The sequence below is a fragment of the Pseudanabaena sp. BC1403 genome, assembly GCF_002914585.1.
In the GTDB taxonomy this organism is placed as follows: Bacteria; Cyanobacteriota; Cyanobacteriia; order Pseudanabaenales; family Pseudanabaenaceae; genus Pseudanabaena.
Map to the genome: position 1 here is coordinate 13,009 of NZ_PDDM01000024.1, position 17,408 is coordinate 30,416.

Here is a 17,408-nt window from a genome sequence, read left to right on the forward strand (position 1 = left end):
TTTTTGCTAGACTGAAGCTGAGACATACTCACATAAGCATATGAGATTTATTAGTCCAAAAACTGATTTTGCGTTCAAGAAAATCTTCGGCTCTGAACAAAGTCATGATGTCTTGATCAGTTTTTTGAATGCGATGCTTTACAACGGCGATCGCAGGATCTCGCAATTAGAAATTCTCAATCCTTACTTATCTCCACGTATTCGAGGTGTTAAGGATACCTATCTTGATGTCAAAGCTAAGCTCGATAACGGTACAAGCGTAATTATCGAGATGCAAGTATTGAATATCGAAGGATTTGAGAAGCGGATTCTCTACAATGCGGCCAAAGCTTATTCCATTCAACTTGGTATTGGGCAATCCTATTCACTACTCAATCCTGTGATTGCGCTGACTATTACTGATTTTGTGATGTTTTCCGAAATAAATCAATTGACTTCTCGGTTTATTTTAAAAGAGAAAGACTTTTTGATTGATTATCCCATTTATGATCTTGAGTTAGTGTTTGTCGAGTTACCAAAGTTTGATAAAGCGATCGCGGATCTAGAAACCTTGGCAGACAAGTGGCTATATTTTCTCAAACATGCCTTAGATTTAGATGTTGTGCCAGAGAGTATGAATTCAGTACCAGAAATTAGGCAAGCCTTTGAGTTTGCCAGAGAAGGAAATCTTTCGGCTGAAGAATTAGATGAGTTACAACATCAGGAGTTCTTTATTCAAGATCAACATAATGCGATCGTTAAGGCTCTGAAGCAAGGCAAGACAGAGGCAACGATAGAAATGGCTACAAAATTGCTGGATATGCTGGATGATGAGGCTATTAGTCGGGCGACTGGGCTTAGCTTGGCAAAAATTGTAGAATTGAGAAGTAGGCGATCGCAAGATCAATAAGTCGGCAAACAACCTGTATCGCTGTAGGGGCATAGCATTCCCACAGGACTTTATGCTTTTAACCAAAATTATCAAAGGGGAATGCTATGCCCAAACCTCGCAACGCAGGGATAATTTGTCGATGAAAGCGAAGAGGGTTGAGCATTTGCAAATTGAGATTGTGGTAGGGAGTATAAAAATGGTGGCGCAAATGCTCAACCCCTTGAAATCTTGGGGTAGAGGCAATCCCCCCGTGGTTGCACTACTTCGCTATCAGCTTGAGTTCGTGGAAATTTTTTTAAACCAAGCAACCCATAAAACCTTCGCGGAGCTTCTCACTCTCTAAATGTCTGCCAATGAAGACCAATTGATTCTTGCGAAGTTCATTGTCTTTCCAAGGGCGATCGCGAGTTGCGTCGAACTGCATATGCACACCTTGAAATACCAAGCGCTCTTCAGAACCAGAGAGATTGATAATGCCCTTAGAGCGGAAAATATCTTGACCTTGAGTTTTCAATAGCTCACTAATCCAAGCTTGGAACTTGTAAGGATTAACTGCACCTGCTTCTAGAATACTGACTGAGCCAACTTCCTCATCATGGATATGGTGATGATGTTCGTGGTGTTCATGTTCGTGGTGTTCATGTTCGTGGTGTTCATGCTCATGCTCATGGTCGTGGTCGTGATGATCGTGGTCGTGATCATGTTCTTCCTTGACTTGAGCAGCGAGAAATTCGGGATTCTTTTCAAGAATGCGATTGAGATCAAAACCGCCGACATTAAGAACTTTGTTGATGCTGTCCTCAATATTCTCGGTATCGGTTTGATTCAACTGAACGCGATCGACTCTTGCCAAAACATTCAGATGCTTGATTTTTGCTTCCAGTTCCACTAATTCAGCTTCAGTAACTAAATCAGTTTTATTCAGCAAAATCACATCGGCAAAACCAATTTGTTCAAGAACTTCGCGATCGCCCCAATGTTGTTGGACATGCTTAGCATCAACGACGGTCACCACAGCATCAAGCTCAACTTGTCTATGAATATCCTCATCCATAAAGAAGGTTTGAATCACTGGGCCAGGATCGGCTAAACCAGTAGTTTCAATTAAGAGATGATCGAACTTGTTGCGGCGGCGCATCAGATTGCCGATAATCCGAATCAGATCGCCGCGCACAGTGCAGCAGATACAGCCATTGTTCATTTCAAAAATTTCTTCGTCCGCACCGATCACTAGTTGTTGATCGATACCAATTTCACCGAATTCATTGACGATCACAGCGACTTTCTTGCCATGCTCAGCTGTGAGGATGTGATTAAGTAATGTAGTTTTGCCTGCGCCAAGAAAGCCTGTAAGGACAGTAGCGGGGATTTGTGATGTTGCGATGCTCATAGCCGATGCCAATTGCCTGTGATACTAATTGATTAAAGATGTACTGACAAAATTATAGCGCTCTTGATTTGTAGAGACTTCTAACCGCCACCAACAATGGTGACGATTTCTAGGCGATCGCTATTTTGGATAATCGTATTTTCCCAGAGTTGACGATGTAAAATCTCGCCGTTGTACTCCACAGCAACTAAGCGAGGATTTAGTCCTAAATATTCCAGCAATTCGATCATCGTGAGATTTGGTTCACATTTGCGATCGTCACCATTCACTTGCAACGTAATCATAGACATTAAGTTTAAACTCTGATTTTAAATGTTGGCTTAGAGATCTTATACTTCTTACTAAAAATGATACCTGTGCGTTTATGTCACAACCTACATCAGAAAATACTCCTGACTCGCCCGCGATCGCATCGCCAAACGTCGATATAGGACTTAGCGAAGCTGAGGTTAATGATCGCAAGCAACGCGGTGATATCAATGTCGTAGTGATGCGATCGAGTCGCACCTACAATGACATTTTCAAAGAAAACGTTTTTACATTATTTAACGTTACCTTTGGGGTGATTTTAATCTTGATGATGGCACTTGGACAAATTACCGATGCCATCTTTTCAGGATTTTCGGTATTTATGAATATTCTGGTCGGTGTGGCGCAAGAAATTCAGGCAAAGCTGACGCTGGATAAACTCGCCTTGCTGTCAGTACAGAAAGTAAAAGTACGTCGTGATGGTGAAGCGCGGGAAATTCCTGTCGGTGAGTTGGTGCGTGATGATCTGATTGAACTGAATCCCGGTGATCGCGCTCCAGTAGATGGTGCAGTGCTATTTTCTCAAAATGTGGAAATGGATGAATCATTGCTAACAGGAGAGTCCGATCCTGTAGCAAAACAAATTGACGACATTGTGTTATCGGGTTCTTTCTGTTTAGCAGGAAGTTGTGTATTTCGTGCCGACAAAATTGGCAATGAGAGCTATGCCGTAAAGCTATCGCAGTCTTCGCGTGTTTATAAGCGAGTCTTTACACCTTTACAAAAGAAGATTGATGTTCTCGTCGAAATTTTTGTACTAGTGCTGATTGTGGCGGCGTTCTTGCATGTCGCATCTAGCCTCAATTCGGGGCGGTCGATGGTAGATACGATTCGCTATGCTTCGGTAATTATCAATAGTTTTGTGCCAGCAGGTTTAATTCTCTCGATTAGTGTTGCCTTTGCGATCGGTGCGGTAGAAATCAGTAAGCGACGCACTTTGATTCAAAAAATCAATGCCGTTGATTCAATGAATAGTGTGCGCATTCTCTGTACTGATAAAACGGGAACGCTGACCCAAAATAAACTTGTGGTGAAAGAGATCGTGCCTTTAGGTGATACCGATCAAGATTCACTGCGCGAGCTAATTGCTCTCTATACAAATCTGATGGGAACTCAGAATAGTAGTGCCAAGGCAATGGCGACTTTTACAGATAAGCCCCGATCGCCTGCACAATTAGTCAGTGAAGTTCCCTTTAGTTCTAGCCGTAAATGGGGTGCGATCGCGATCGATATCGGCACAACGATTATGGTCGGTGCGCCCGAAATTTTATTTGCCAATCCTGAAATGCAGGAAAAAGCTAAGCAATATGGAAGACAGGGTTTGCGGGCGATCGCCGTAGTCACCAGTGAAGATACTTTTGACGCATCTGATAAAAACCCTGCCCTACCAAACAACCGCCGCGATCGCGGCTTAGTCCTTCTCGAAGATAGTCTGCGTCCCGATGTGATCGAGACGATCTCTGAATTACAAAATAAAAATATTCGCCTCAAAGTGATTTCGGGCGATAGTGTCGAAACTGTCGCCTCGATCGCTCGTCAAGCAGGAATTGCCGTTCCCGATGATGCGGTGTTTACGCAAAAAGATTTAGAAGCTATGGATTCGCCCACCTTTAGCCGTTCAGCAGCCTCTGGCGCAGTATTTGGCAGAATCACCCCCGACATGAAACGTCGTCTTATTTCGGCGATGGTGAAGCGCGGTGGTTATGTGGGCATGGTGGGCGATGGGGTGAATGATGTACCTGCATTTAAGGAAGCGCAACTTGCGATCGCGATGAATGACGGTGCACAGATCAGTAAAGATGTTGCAGATATCGTGTTGCTCGACAACAATCTGTCGGCTTTGCCCCAAGCCTTCGCCGCAGGGGATGACATTAAGCAAAAAATCCTCTCTTCGGCTTTGCTTTATCTCACCAAAAATATCATGGTGATTCTCACGATTTCCTTTGCAGGATTTGTACAGCTTCCCTTTCCTGTCGAACCTCGTCACATGACGGTTTTAACAATGGCAGTAGTTGGTTTACCGACGATTTGGATTGCCTTTGGTTGGCTAAAACCAGTGAGACTAGAGAACTTCCTACGCGATGTCTTGGGCTATAGCTGTATTGCAGGGATTTTTGGAGCGATCGCGATGACTATCGGCTATATCTTTTCCTATTACATCAGTGGTTGGGCGCTACTCAAGGTTCCCTATAGTTCAACCGTGATCAATTCAGATGCTTTTCAAGATATTGCTAAAGGTCAAGCACAATGTGTTAGCACTTTTATCGGTATGCTTTTCTGTCTATTTGTGTTTTGGAGCATCACTGATATTTCTATATGGAAATTACGGACTCTTTTCAAAAATTCTACGGCTGCGATTCTCGGCATTCTATCAGTTGGGATTTCTGCCATATTCATGTTGCTGTTCCCTGCATTTTTTCAAGTTGAAGTTCCCGATCAGTTTGGTTGGTCGATGGTGATCTTTTTGCCAACTGCTAGTTATTACGTATTACGAATGATGCAATCGAGCAAGTTGTTTCGTCATTTGCCACGCTATCTCAGTCAGCCCTAATCAATTATGATAGACAGCGCTTCGCGCTATCTATCATAAATCTAAAATTGGAAATCCATACTACAAACATGATGAAATCTAGAACTATGAAACGCCCGATCGCTATTACCATTCTTGCAACGACGATGCTGGGGATGAGTCTAGTATTGATTTGCGATCGCATTCTCAATTTTTATATCTATCAATTATTGGAAAACAATGTTCCTTTGGTTGACAGCAATTCTATTAACTTACAATTAGTTTCAAATATAGCTTTCCTCAGTTTTAGTATCGTGCCAATTTTATTAGCGATCGGGCTATGGTATTTGAAGTCTTGGGCAAGATTTCTGAGTATCTGTCTTTTTAGCTCGGTGATGTTTCCTGCGATCGCGGCTTCTCTAAATTTGATTTCACCGCCATCAGCAAGTAAGCTCTTAGAAATCCCTATGGTTTTTGATGATGTTTTGAGCGTAGATGCAGCAATGCCTGCATCCCGCCTAATCACGCTCAATCCATATATCGCGCTTGGGAGTGCGATCGCCCTTATAATTCTGCTCGTCCCTGCGATCGCTAGAGCATTTCAATATCGTCAGAGTTCTGGGAATCCAGAAGATTAGATAGGTTTAAGAAGAACGAGGCTTATCACGAATGTTCATGCCATACAAAAACATATGGAGAATTTCCAGAGGCGACATAGGCGGACTATGAATCATGATGTCATCATTGCTGGGATGAAGATGAAACCGTATATTTCGCTCATCGTTGTTATGATCTGGAAGATTGAGATCAATTCTTAGAAAAGGAACTGCAATTTCTCTTTCTCTTTGCGGGAATCTGAGCTCAAAATCAAAGCCTATAATTTGAGCAGGGCTAACAGTTTCATCGATAGTAATTGCAAAATCGAACCAGCAACCATTGTGAAGTTTAAAATGCGGAATATCTTGAATGCGATTAAAATTTTTGCCTCCACCCATAATTTCCGAATAGCCTTTTTTACTAATTTGAGACGATGCCCCTTTTTTAAGCAATTTACGAATTTCATCTTGCTTTGCCTTCAAAACCTTTTCATCACTGGCAGTTGTTAAGCATTTTAAAATTTCTGCCCATAGAGAAGTTGCATTTTTTACTTCAAGGTATGTATTGCCTAGAGAGCGTTCTTGAATCTCTCCACACATATTTTGCCAATTATTTTTGTCGCTCAAGCAAGTCACCTCGATTAAGTAAAATTAGCCACTCTCCATATTCTGGATCGGTTGGAAGTTGACGATTTTCAGCCAAAACAATCACTTCACCATTAGTTTTGCCAGTCCATTCTTGTAGTGCAGCTAGACGGCGATCGCATTCTTCATCACTTAGTATTTCTGCATCTTTTTGTAAATAATATATTCTTGCTCCTAACCAACTTACAAAGTTAGGTGCGTTATGTATCATTAAATCATTAGCTTGCTCAGAAAGTACAAGTAATCCTCCTTTATTACCTTTATCTAATCGACTTCTCAAAGCATCAAAAATTTTCCATTCATTATTATCCCAATCATCTAATTTCCACAGTAAAAAATATTCTTCTGATGCTTCACTAATCTGGTTGATTAAAGCTCTTGCGTCAGATTTGCCAGATATAGTAGCCGTATTACATTCACTAAAAATTTCAATAGTATCTTGTAAGTCTGTAACTATCGATTCTATATCATCAATATCTACAACAAGAGCCATCCAGATATTCCCATCTGGACGAGAGCCAATTCTTTGCAATAATTCATCTAAAGAAAATAGTTTATCCATTAACTTCACTCACAGCTATACTTTCAACAAGCGGAGCTAATATTGGGTGAACAACATAACGTGGTCTTGGATATCTATACTCCAAAATATGTCCTGTTAGTAATAGTTCAAAGTCCTCAGATGCTCGTGGAGAAAATGATTTTTCAGTCACAACTTTACGGAGAATATCTACACTTAAATCAGTTAAACCAATTATTTTTGAACGAGCTACAGCTAAAACTGCTTGGTTTACGTGTTTCTCTTTAATCTGATCTAAACCATCCATATAAGCCTCTTCAATTGCTGCTTGACAAAGAGACATTAAATCTCGTAGGACTCCTCCAGATTTATACATTAGAAGTATCCGTGCATCTGGAGTAATAAAATATTCAGGATCTCGAACCTTAAAAATCTCTGTAAAAAATTGCTGTGCCTCAACATTTTCAAAAACATCAAAATACGGAAGAAAGTAAGAGTATCCTACTATACTTGAAATACTTTCTCTCTGAGTGTATGGCGTTACAATAGAACCTACAAGAACCGAACCTATTTCGGCTTTTCTGATTTCGATTACGTCATTCAAAGCTGCATCAATAAAAGTTTTTGATTGGCTTAGTCGATCTAGACCATCAAACAAAAAAATTATTTCTTTTTGGACAAGTAATCTCGCTGCTTTACTTAAGGTTAGAAAGGCTTGTAAAATTGGCTTCGCATCATCATTTTTTTGAGGATAAATCAGTCCTTTATGATTAACTACTATCCTTTTTCTTTCACCAGTTACTTTAGATAAGTCCAACTTCTTGATTGTCTCTAAAGGATGAGGAACATATTTTTCTATAGTTTCATTATAACCATATGCTACCTTTTGAATTACCTGTTTTGAGGCATCTAGATCAGGATTGTTTGTGTCACCCAATATTTTTATTAATTCAAGTCCTGCTATCGCAATTAAAGCTCCAGACTGAAGATCGGAAATATCGGCAACCAGACTAACGTCAACATATATGGCTTTAATATCTTCTAACTCATTTAAAGCTTGTTGAGCAAGTAATAATTGTGTTGTTTTTCCCGAACCAATGCCACCAAATAATAAATGCACTGAAGAAGGACGAAGTGCAACTCTGCCAGTGATTTCTTCAATAGGATTATTTGGCAAGTTGACATAAAATCCTCTTTCAACAGCGCGTTGGGGATTAGAAGTAGCTTCAAAAGCTGACATCAGCCTGCGGAAAAATTTCAGGCGATCGGACATAACATTTTTAATGAAAGGTTAGTGTTTATATATTAACGGATTAACTGACGAACTGAAATCATGCAGGATTCATAGCAACCGTAGGGGCTTAGCATTTGAGCCACAATTTTTAAACTCACTACAGAAACCTCGATCCGCAAATGCTAAGCCCTCTTTACTTTCACAGAAAAACTGTCCCTGCGTTGTGAGATTTATGCCTTCACAGAAAAATTGTCCCTGCGTTGCGAAGTTTTGGGCTTAGCATTCCCAAATCAAGGCGATCGCAAAATTTATAAATTGTGGCGGGAATGCTAAGCCCCTACTGCCCCTATATCTTAATCGTGTTTCTTCACTAAAACTAATTCCTCAGTCGTGAAATCCTCAAAGGTGGCCTGCTGACTGGTTAATAACTCAACTGTCGCATCAGCAATATCATTATTTGCAGCAGAGCGATCGCGTAAACGTTGCTCCAAAACTTCCACGGGCGCAGTGCAGTAAATGATCTCGACAGGAATATTTTGAGCTTGGGCGGCGGCGATCGCTTGACTTCTCAGACTAATGCGATCGTACTTCGCATCGAGAATCACCGTGAAGCCTTTGCTAGCCAACAAAACGCCTAACTCAGCCAATCTGGTATAGGTTTTCGCAGTCATTTCTGGCGTGTAAATATCATCACTGCCACGCTCCATTAAGCCAATTCCTGCAATTTGCTTGCGAATCGCATCCGATCGCAGATAGATAGCATCTTGCTCTGAGGCGATCGCTTTGGCGGTTGTGCTTTTGCCAGAGCCAGATACACCCGACATGATGATCAATTTGCCTTGCTTGGGTTGGGTATATTCCCAAGCCAATTTGTAATATGCCGAGGCTTCCGTTTGAGCATTGGCTTTCACATCCGCAGGAATATTCGGATCGTCGAGCAAGAAAGAAGTTACTTTAGCGCGAATATAGGCTCTCATGCTGCAATGAAGGGGCAATAGAACGGCTCCTTCATAATCGCCAGTACGTTCTAGATAGGTATTCAGGAAAATATTCGCGAGATCCCTTCTGCCGCGAAATTGCAAATCCATTAATAGAAATGCTGCATCGTAAAGCACGTCGCTATTGCGGAATGGCTCATTAAATTCGATACAATCAAAAATCTGGATTTGATCTTGATAGAGACAAATATTTTTTAAATGCACATCACCATGACATTCACGGACTTTGCCCTTAGCAATGCGATCGCTAAATAAATCTGCATTCTCCGCAAAGAATTTATCTGTATAGGCGCGAGTTTGAGCAAGCTGTTCCTCAGTTTGAGCAATACCAACATACTTTTCAGTGGAGGCATAGTTATCATTTGCCACAGCGCGAACTGCTTCCATTGTGCCGAAACTATTGATATGGTCATTGGTTAGTGCCTTCTGATGGAATACCGCCAACTGTTCACCAATTTGTTTTACATGATCAGCCGTCAGTCTGCCCGAAGCAAACATCTCAATTAACAAGTCCTCCTGTGAGAATTCTGGCATCGCGATCGCATATTCCACAGGTGTACCTGTGCCAGTCTTATCGAAGTGATATTTTCCATCTGTTTCGATAATGGGCAAGACTGAAAGATATAGATCAGGAGCTAAACGGCGGTTAAGCCGCAGTTCTTCTTCACAAAAATATTTGCGCTTTTCCAGTGTAGAGAAATCTAAGAATCCAAAGTTCATTGGTTTCTTAACTTTGTATGCATAGGAGCCTGTTAGCAGCACAAAAGAAATATGGGTTTGCAAAAGCTGAATTGGCTCAGTAACAGGATGTTCGTAAAACTCAGGCAAGAGCATTTGCTCAATGATTGGCGGTAATGACATAAGGATTGGTGATTGGTAATTGGTGATTGATAATTCGTAATTCGTAATTCGTAATTATCAACCAGTTTTCAGGAATTGCCGATAGAGAATAGTTACTAACTAGGCTTTTTATAGCGTGTTAGCCATACGAAGAAAAGAATTGGCAACGAAATTGCCACAAGTGACTCTGCCCAGAAAAACGAGAGAAAGTCTGACAAACCGCCAAGGGGAGGAACGCCTGGTTGAAGGTTTCGTACCGCAGGCAGCGCAAATAACATACCCGCAATCAGCGTAAACATCCCAAATTCAGTTGGACGTGGTTGCAAAACTACGACCATGATCATCGTAAATATCACTAAACCTATCATCCACATTGAAATCATTAAGAAGATAGCAAAAGACTTGGTGATTACCGATCGCGATACAGTTACGCGCAAACCTATATAGCTATCAGTAGACTCAAACTCGGCTTTGGGAATGTAATCAACGTCAATGTTATAGCCTGAAATTGCTCCATAAAAATCAACTGACATGGGAATTTCTTCTTTCTCATCTTTAGGATTAGTGAAAAAGAGGTAGAAGTCTGATTTGTGAACATCAAAAGGATAGTCGCTAACCCTACCACTAGCTATAGATAAGGAGCCTGTCACAGTATCAGGAATGCGATTTTTTTCAAGTGTAACTTCAGCTTTACCACTTTCGATACCTGTAAAGAATTTTAGGTCTTTAGTGAGGCGTGCATCTTTAACGTATGTTCCTTCAGGACTCGGTGCAAATCTGAGATTTATCTCGGATTTAATCGGATCAACTCCTAGCATAGTAACAGCAACATTGATCCGATTTGGTTCTTTGTCATCTCCAAAGATTAGATTAGCTGATCGCTGCGTGCCATCGCTCTGATAAAAATAGAGTGCCCCCGAGAATGCGCCAATAAAAAGCGCTAGACAAAGCAGCATGATAACAATGCGCTTAATCAGAAGATTGCGACTTGTATTTGCCATATAATTCCGCCTGAGAGAGTAATGATTTGCAAAGTAAATCCTATTCAGACTACCCCACTTTGTGCTCTGTCACCAGAGTAAGGCTAGCTCATCCACCCCACCTTAATGGTCATAGGTACAAATCATGACTGGTTTAGGTTTGGTGCGATTAACCATGAGATAGCTAAGTGATACCAAAATACAAAGTGGCGCAGCTATTTTGTGTTTTTAAAACCCTTACAGGGTTTGTTTTTTAATTCACAGAAGTGTTGTCACACTTTTGTGAATTGGGATTACTGACGCACAATCGAGTAAAAATAAGGTTTAGAGAGCACATTAGGACAATCGGAAGATTGGTTAAAGCACCCCAAACAGAAGGTAAAAACAAACCTATATTGCCCATGCCACCAAGAAAGAGCTGACGATATAAGTAAATGCTTCGATAAAGCCTACACCTAAGTTTGGCGTTTCTTGCTTGGCAATTTCATCAGAGATTTTGACCCCAGGCACGAGAATCAAATCGGCAAGCCACCGAATCACGGCTAATAAAATTAATCCACAGCCTAAAGCAATTCCATAGATAGAAAAGCTCTCTGTCCAGTTCTCGAATTCTGGAATAAAGGCATTGCGAATGACATTTGCCACGCCAACGATCGCACCTGCAAAGGCAACCCCAGCCGCAGGATTGTTGCGTTTAGCGATTTCGCCATAGACATCGTAAGCAGCGATCCGTGGATAGACGATACTCACAAAGATCAAAACCCCTAACCCTAAAAGCCAGCAGACCAAACCCACAAATAAATTGCCTCCATCACCACCGAGAGCACTACTCAGGATCAGTCCATTGCCAATATGACAACCTGCTTCCAAGCTTCCAGCACCAACATTATGCTCTTCCTGCACTTCTCTAGCACAGTCACACCGCCGCAAGATCGCCCAATCACAGATCCAAGCTCCAACAAGCATTAATAAAATGGAGAACGCTCCATAACTAGCCAAGTTAATCAATACATCTTGCCAAGAAGAACTAGTTCGGGTAAGTGCTCCACTCACAGCGATCGCAATGCCCATGTAATAACCAACTAAGGCGATCGCGACCGCAGGATTATCTCGGACAAAAAGCTGGAGATTGAGATTCATGCGTCGAAATAGCTTTTGGTAAGCAAGCTGCCCAAGCCAAAATAGAGCAAATCCTAAAAGCAGTTCCATTACTACTAGAGGAATGCGATTTATCTCTTGCCAAATTCTTTCCATACTCAATCTTCTCCAGTTTATCTATTGTCCCTACCTAAGGTAGCCATCATATGTAGGGTGAGTTAGCGAAGCGTAACGCACCATAGAGGTTATTGGGTGCGTTACGCTATCGCTAACTCACCCTACGTAATTGTCAGCAGATTAAAGTTTTTCTAGTAGTCCTATGATTGTATCTGCTAAGCGATCGTAGAAGACATAGTCATATGCGCCGATTGTTTTCGCGATCGCACCGCCAAACTGTTGCTTAAACCGTGAAAATCGAAAATAGGGATGATTAGGCTCAGTAGTGAATCCGTAGAAATCATAGATTTTGCAACCTCTAGCTTTGGCTCGTTGCATAGCTGACCAGTGCATCGCATAACTTGCCATCACATGGGGATGCTTAACATTGCGTCCGCCATACAGATAGGTACAGCGATCGCCCCAATAAATGACGAGAATTGCCGCTAATGTCTCCCCTTGCCAGCTCGCGATCGCAATTTCTGCCATGTTTGCAGGAAATAAGGTTTGGCAAAGGTTGATAAAAAAGCCAAAGGGTTCACCAAAAAAATTTTGACGTTGCGAAGTTTCCCAGAACAGATCGTAAAACAAAGCGATCGCAGCATCGTCTTGGCGAAATTCGGTAGTTACGCCATAGCGCCAACTGAGACGCAGATTGTAGCGCCCCTTGGATTGCATTTGGGCAAGGAGTTGATCGGGCGTAAGTTGCAGGTCGATTAACAGGGTTTCCGTAGGCATGAGATCGGCAGGCGATCGCACAAAATCGGCTGGTAACCATTGCGGCTTGCTTTCCCACAAAGGCTCAATGCGTAAAGCGATAATGCTGGTATTAAAGGAAGCACTATACTCGCAAGCTAACTGTTCGGCAGCTTCTAACAATAACGGCATTCCCATAGCAGCCCATTCTGGCGAGAGAATTGCTCCCCCTGCTGCTAATAAAATGTTAGCTCCTCCCAACTGCGGATAAAGATAGAAGATACACCCCCCAGCCAAGTTTTCCGAAGTGCATTCTGGTGTTGAGTCCTGACCGCAAAACAATCCATACCGCCAAGTCTTGTAGCCTTGTAATTCTTTGAAATCTGCCCAAGTCCATGACTGCATGAAACAGCTATGTGGATTGGTTTTGACCATGCTATCCCAAGTATAGCGATCGCGATCGGACAATAATTCTAAGTGGAGATTCATAAATTATTTGGGATCTGAATCCGTATACAAATTAGATAACCATGTAAGCCCAATTGTCGTTATGATTACCCCTGTGAATCCCCAACTAAACCCAGTATCATTACCACTGCTTGCAAAGCCAGTAGAGCCTTTTGCAAATACAGAATCGGGAGCAATCAGATTTGCTACTAACATTGTGACTGTAAGGGAGATCAACAACTTAGTTGAAGTAGAAAATTGAAATGTTTCCGAACCAATGCGGTTAAGAGCTACATCAGTCCTCTCTTCACGTTCCCCTTGATTACCAGACTGAAGCTTCGTTAATAGCTGCTTGAGATCGGCGATCGCCTGTGGCGGCAGATCTTTTCCCCTTGTAATGACGCGATCTAGCAAACGAGGCAAATTAATCTGCTCTAAGAGTTGCGGCACGGAACCTAGCCAAGAGGCAGTCATTTTAGGGGTATGGTAAGGATTTTGAACTGGCAACAGTTTCTGAAAGTCGGGATGAGACTTTTGCATTTGCTCTAACCACAGCTTGGCTACAGACTCTAACCGTAGGGGATCGATCGCTAGCGATCGCATCCAAGATTGACTGAGGCGGTTGATTTCCTGCGCGTCATCAAGAGCAAGAAAGTCTATATTAGCGTCCGTTGATTCAATAATGTTTGGATGGTGATTGAGCAGATAGTAAAGCAATTGTGGTGATTTCTGGCTGTGAATATTCACGGTAAAACGCTGCTCAGCGATCGCTTCATTAAAGCAAAAAGTGGCTAAGAGTGAATCAAGATTGAGCAATCGCAACCCATTAGGAAAATGGATATTAGCGAGTTCGGCTTTAGTAATCGCCTGCTCGTTAGCAGCTAGAAAAAACCCCCAATCGCCATAACCAAGCTGATGGAATGAGGGAATGCACACCTGCATTGGTTTAGCGATCATTCCAGCACTCCAAAGAGTCTGATACATGCACCAGAATCCTAACGTATTACAATCGGGAGATACGGCATTATCACTGAGAATACCTTGGGGATGGAGAACTTGGCGGATAAGCTGAAACCATTCTTGACTATGTACACGGGTTTCTTCGGGAGATGTGGGATAGGTAAAGTCACAGATCACCACATGATAGAGATCGTCAGGGTTGGCAATATTTTGAATGCGATCGCTCAAAAACAAAAAGGCCTCTTGGCAGTGAATATTAACCTTGCGATCGCTCAAACTATTCTCGTTAAAAGGTGCAAAAACCGTTTTGGCTAGATTCAATACTTCAGGATTAAAATCTACCAAATCAATAGAACTCACTTCTGGAAATCGCAATACATCCCTAACCGCAAGTCCATCACCACCGCCGCAAATTAAAACTCGAATCCCCTTGTTTAGTGAGTTGTCTTGGGATACAGATAAATCTGAAAACCGTTTTGCAGCCAGTGCGATCGCAGGAACAACTAAATATTCATGGTAAATCTGTTCATCTTCTGTATGGAACTGCAATTCGCCATTGATATAGAAAGCCAATCCGTTCGGACAATGTTCAATAAATAATGAAGCGGGCATACCCTACCAACCCCCAAAAATCATCAGAAGAATACCGCCGATAGTTAAAATCCAAGCCATTATAATCTGTACTTCTTTCAGCTCTGACTTACTAAAGCCCTTACTAGAACTTGTGAAACTTGCCTTCTTTGTATCGGTCTTTACTTCCGAAAAATCCTCAGGATTGACTTTCTTTGTGGAATAGAAATGTATCTCGCCACCTTCCCACGCCTCGATCGCTAAATTCCATAGATGTTCTTGATCCCAATAATCCCAAGTAGTACGCGAATCTTTTCCTGCGTCGCTCCTATATGTACCAGCAGTTTGCGACTCAAAATAGAATTCTCTGCCCAAAGCCCGTAAATGTGGATAGGGTCGTTCTCCCTCACGCATCACTCGCCACATTGTAAATTGAATATTATCGCTGAAGCTATCACCAGAAACGCTAGAACCACTAATTTCTTCAGATAAATACCAGTTAACTAAGGTTGCAGGATTCTCTGGATCGACTTCTCGCAACAGGTAGTACGATCTTGCACTTTTGGTTTTCAGCAGCCATTCTTCGGTAGCATAGCCGTTGTCGTCATCGTAGGAACTGTAGTCCGCAACTTCCCACTGTACGCCTCCATAGGTAACGCGATCGCCTGCGCATAGTTGCTGTAGTTGGGCTTGAGTAAACACACTGGGCATAGAATGAAACTCTGTGGCTTTGCTAAACTCCTAAGAATAATATAGGCGATCGCGCTACTAATTCAGAAATTCATATTTTTTATGTCAGATCGGTTGTCTCAGTTCATTTACCACCTTGATTATGTCTATGATGGCCCAGCACTCCTATTCGATCTGACAATTTTTAAAGAACGTCTTCAGCGATTGCGAGAATTAGGCGATCGCTATAATTGCCAGTTTTTAATGCCCGTCAAAGCTTTCAGTCATCCACTTATTTATCAGATCACTGGCGAAGTACTCTGGGGATTTGACATCTCTAACTACAATGAATATGCTGGTTTGCCAACACCTTTAACCAATAAACTGGTGAGCCTAACCGATCCTGCCTTTGACGGTTACGACCTGCAATTATTCCTCACCAAACAAAACAACTTTAGAATTTATATTGAGACGCTTTCTCAAGCTAAAAAGCTGCCATCTCAACAGGTGGATTTTGGGATTAGGCTCAATTCTTCTTCTCTCTTGACCAGAGAAGATGGCGATCGCCCATTTGATAGTTATAGTCGTTTCGGCATATCCAATCTGACGGAATTAGCCAAGTTAGCCCAGTCCGCACCAGATCGTTTTGTCGGCTTTCATATTCATCATGGGCTCCATGAGAATTCCTCAGATACGATCTTGACTTTTGCCCGTCAAGCGATCACACTAGCCGATCAGTTTCAACTTCCACTTCCGAGCATCGATCTAGGCGGAGGATTAGCGGAGATTGGGTTTTCACAATTGGAATCTCTACTTATAGAACTTCGTCGTTTGTTGCGATCTCATACTGTTTTGATATTTGAGGCTGGGAAACTTTTATTTGAGGATATCGGTTTTGCCTATGGCAAGGTGAAGTCTTTACAATGCGATCGCCGTGGTTGGATGATGACTCTCGATCTGTCCAAAAGTTGTCATCTGCGGTGGTCACAGCCTCAACTGATTGTCCCAAATTCTACCTCGGCTACCCAAGTCCCAGTGAGCATTTATGGTGCTACCTGTAATGAAGGCGATCGCTTAGGTGAGTTTCTAGTTCCTCTTCCCAATTTTAAGGACAGTCCCTATCAAGAAGGCGATATCGTTGTTTTTAAAAATATCAATTGTTATTCGGTTTCTTGGAATACCTCATTTAATGGCATAAAACCAGCAGAAGTAAAGTTTTTCTAGTTTTTTTGTTGGCGATCTCATCAACACTCCATCTCCTGAGGGCGATCGCTATTACTGAGAGTCTTGATTTTTAGGCGATCAATAAACTTAGACTCTGAACATTCTTTCGGACGTACTCGCTCGGATCGGACGCATGGCATTCGAGACATTCCTTGAGTTTAGGCGAATCAACCATTTGCAGAACATGCAAGGCAGCGATTCTTGTGTACTCATTTTTCTCGCGCAGATTGGTAATGGCGATTTCCTCGGCTTCAGATGGCGAGAATGGGGTAATAGCCATCAATGAACGCCGACGTACATACTCGTATTCGTCGAAAAGAAATGGACGAATGAGATCTGCCGCATTGTAGAGTTTGGCTTCGCTGACTGACACGGCAATTTGCCACTTCGCATCTTGATCTCGGCTCGGGATAACATGTTTGGCTAACTTTGACAACAGGAGCGGAAATTCGATGAGATATTCCCGAATAAGTTCTGTCTCATTGTCCCGCGCAATTGCGAAGAGCAAGTCGTTCGCAACATCGTCTGGGATGTCACCGTCCTTGAATCGAAAAATAGCAGATTTCGCTGCTGCCCAAAGATCATCCCATTGCTTGTAGTCACATTCCCATTCACCATTCCTTTGCTCGTGAGGCGGTTGCCACTGTTTGAACTTGGTTACTTCAGTTTTGAGTTCTAAGATTTGAGGCATAACTT

16 protein-coding genes are annotated in these 17,408 nt (G+C 42.2%); 4 read left to right on the forward strand and 12 right to left on the reverse strand.

Going from position 1 to position 17,408, the window contains the following annotated elements:
- Nucleotides 1-40 precede the first annotated feature (40 nt).
- On the forward strand, nt 41-889 hold the full coding sequence (locus CQ839_RS18830) for an Rpn family recombination-promoting nuclease/putative transposase (protein WP_103669841.1): 849 nt from the start codon (nt 41-43) through the stop codon (nt 887-889).
- Between the two features lie 277 nt (nt 890-1,166).
- Here CQ839_RS18830 and CQ839_RS18840 read toward each other — a convergent pair whose 3' ends face one another.
- Complete coding sequence (locus CQ839_RS18840) at nt 1,167-2,261, reverse strand: GTP-binding protein (RefSeq protein WP_103669843.1); 1,095 nt, start codon at nt 2,259-2,261, stop codon at nt 1,167-1,169.
- A gap of 80 nt (nt 2,262-2,341) precedes the next feature.
- Complete coding sequence (gene thiS / locus CQ839_RS18845) at nt 2,342-2,551, reverse strand: sulfur carrier protein ThiS (protein WP_103669844.1); 210 nt, start codon at nt 2,549-2,551, stop codon at nt 2,342-2,344.
- A 74-nt stretch (nt 2,552-2,625) separates the two neighbouring features.
- Between thiS and CQ839_RS18850 the strand changes: the two genes are divergently transcribed.
- On the forward strand, nt 2,626-5,121 hold the full coding sequence (locus tag CQ839_RS18850; protein WP_103669845.1) for an HAD-IC family P-type ATPase: 2,496 nt from the start codon (nt 2,626-2,628) through the stop codon (nt 5,119-5,121).
- 86 nt (nt 5,122-5,207) lie between these two features.
- Nucleotides 5,208-5,717, forward strand: coding sequence for a hypothetical protein (locus CQ839_RS18855; RefSeq protein WP_103669846.1), 510 nt, complete (start codon nt 5,208-5,210; stop codon nt 5,715-5,717).
- A 6-nt stretch (nt 5,718-5,723) separates the two neighbouring features.
- On the opposite strand, the gene CQ839_RS18860 is transcribed toward CQ839_RS18855, so the two are convergent.
- From CQ839_RS18860 to CQ839_RS18900, 9 genes are all read right to left on the reverse strand, one after another.
- The gene (locus CQ839_RS18860; protein ID WP_258040792.1) at nt 5,724-6,302 is read right to left on the reverse strand and encodes a hypothetical protein; all 579 of its coding nucleotides are present in this window, start codon (nt 6,300-6,302) and stop codon (nt 5,724-5,726) included.
- Nucleotides 6,286-6,882, reverse strand: coding sequence for an ABC transporter permease (locus CQ839_RS18865; protein ID WP_103669848.1), 597 nt, complete (start codon nt 6,880-6,882; stop codon nt 6,286-6,288). The genes CQ839_RS18860 and CQ839_RS18865 overlap by 17 nt, the downstream gene beginning before the upstream one ends.
- On the reverse strand, nt 6,875-8,113 hold the full coding sequence (locus CQ839_RS18870; protein ID WP_146048767.1) for a hypothetical protein: 1,239 nt from the start codon (nt 8,111-8,113) through the stop codon (nt 6,875-6,877). The genes CQ839_RS18865 and CQ839_RS18870 overlap by 8 nt, the downstream gene beginning before the upstream one ends.
- Before the next feature lie 314 nt (nt 8,114-8,427).
- Nucleotides 8,428-9,933, reverse strand: a complete 1,506-nt coding sequence (locus CQ839_RS18875) for a bifunctional aminoglycoside phosphotransferase/ATP-binding protein (RefSeq protein WP_181016253.1) — start codon at nt 9,931-9,933, stop codon at nt 8,428-8,430.
- Between the two features lie 95 nt (nt 9,934-10,028).
- Complete coding sequence (locus CQ839_RS18880; RefSeq protein WP_103669851.1) at nt 10,029-10,913, reverse strand: DUF4436 family protein; 885 nt, start codon at nt 10,911-10,913, stop codon at nt 10,029-10,031.
- Nucleotides 10,914-11,282: 369 nt separating this feature from the next.
- On the reverse strand, nt 11,283-12,146 hold the full coding sequence (locus CQ839_RS18885; RefSeq protein ID WP_103669852.1) for a DUF350 domain-containing protein: 864 nt from the start codon (nt 12,144-12,146) through the stop codon (nt 11,283-11,285).
- Nucleotides 12,147-12,287: 141 nt separating this feature from the next.
- On the reverse strand, nt 12,288-13,331 hold the full coding sequence (locus tag CQ839_RS18890) for a peptidoglycan bridge formation glycyltransferase FemA/FemB family protein (RefSeq protein WP_103669853.1): 1,044 nt from the start codon (nt 13,329-13,331) through the stop codon (nt 12,288-12,290).
- Between the two features lie 3 nt (nt 13,332-13,334).
- A complete protein-coding gene (locus CQ839_RS18895; protein WP_103669854.1) occupies nt 13,335-14,861 on the reverse strand; it encodes a spermine synthase in 1,527 nt (508 codons plus the stop codon).
- Nucleotides 14,862-14,864: 3 nt separating this feature from the next.
- Nucleotides 14,865-15,530: a DUF4178 domain-containing protein gene (locus CQ839_RS18900; RefSeq protein WP_103669855.1), complete on the reverse strand. Its 666-nt coding sequence runs from the start codon at nt 15,528-15,530 to the stop codon at nt 14,865-14,867.
- Between the two features lie 81 nt (nt 15,531-15,611).
- Here CQ839_RS18900 and CQ839_RS18905 point away from each other — a divergent pair, with 81 nt between their 5' ends.
- Nucleotides 15,612-16,712 (forward strand): hypothetical protein, encoded by a 1,101-nt coding sequence (locus CQ839_RS18905; RefSeq protein WP_103669856.1) that lies wholly within the window; start codon nt 15,612-15,614, stop codon nt 16,710-16,712.
- 70 nt (nt 16,713-16,782) lie between these two features.
- Here CQ839_RS18905 and CQ839_RS18910 read toward each other — a convergent pair whose 3' ends face one another.
- The gene (locus CQ839_RS18910) at nt 16,783-17,403 is read right to left on the reverse strand and encodes a HEAT repeat domain-containing protein (RefSeq protein ID WP_103669857.1); all 621 of its coding nucleotides are present in this window, start codon (nt 17,401-17,403) and stop codon (nt 16,783-16,785) included.
- Nucleotides 17,404-17,408 lie beyond the last annotated feature (5 nt).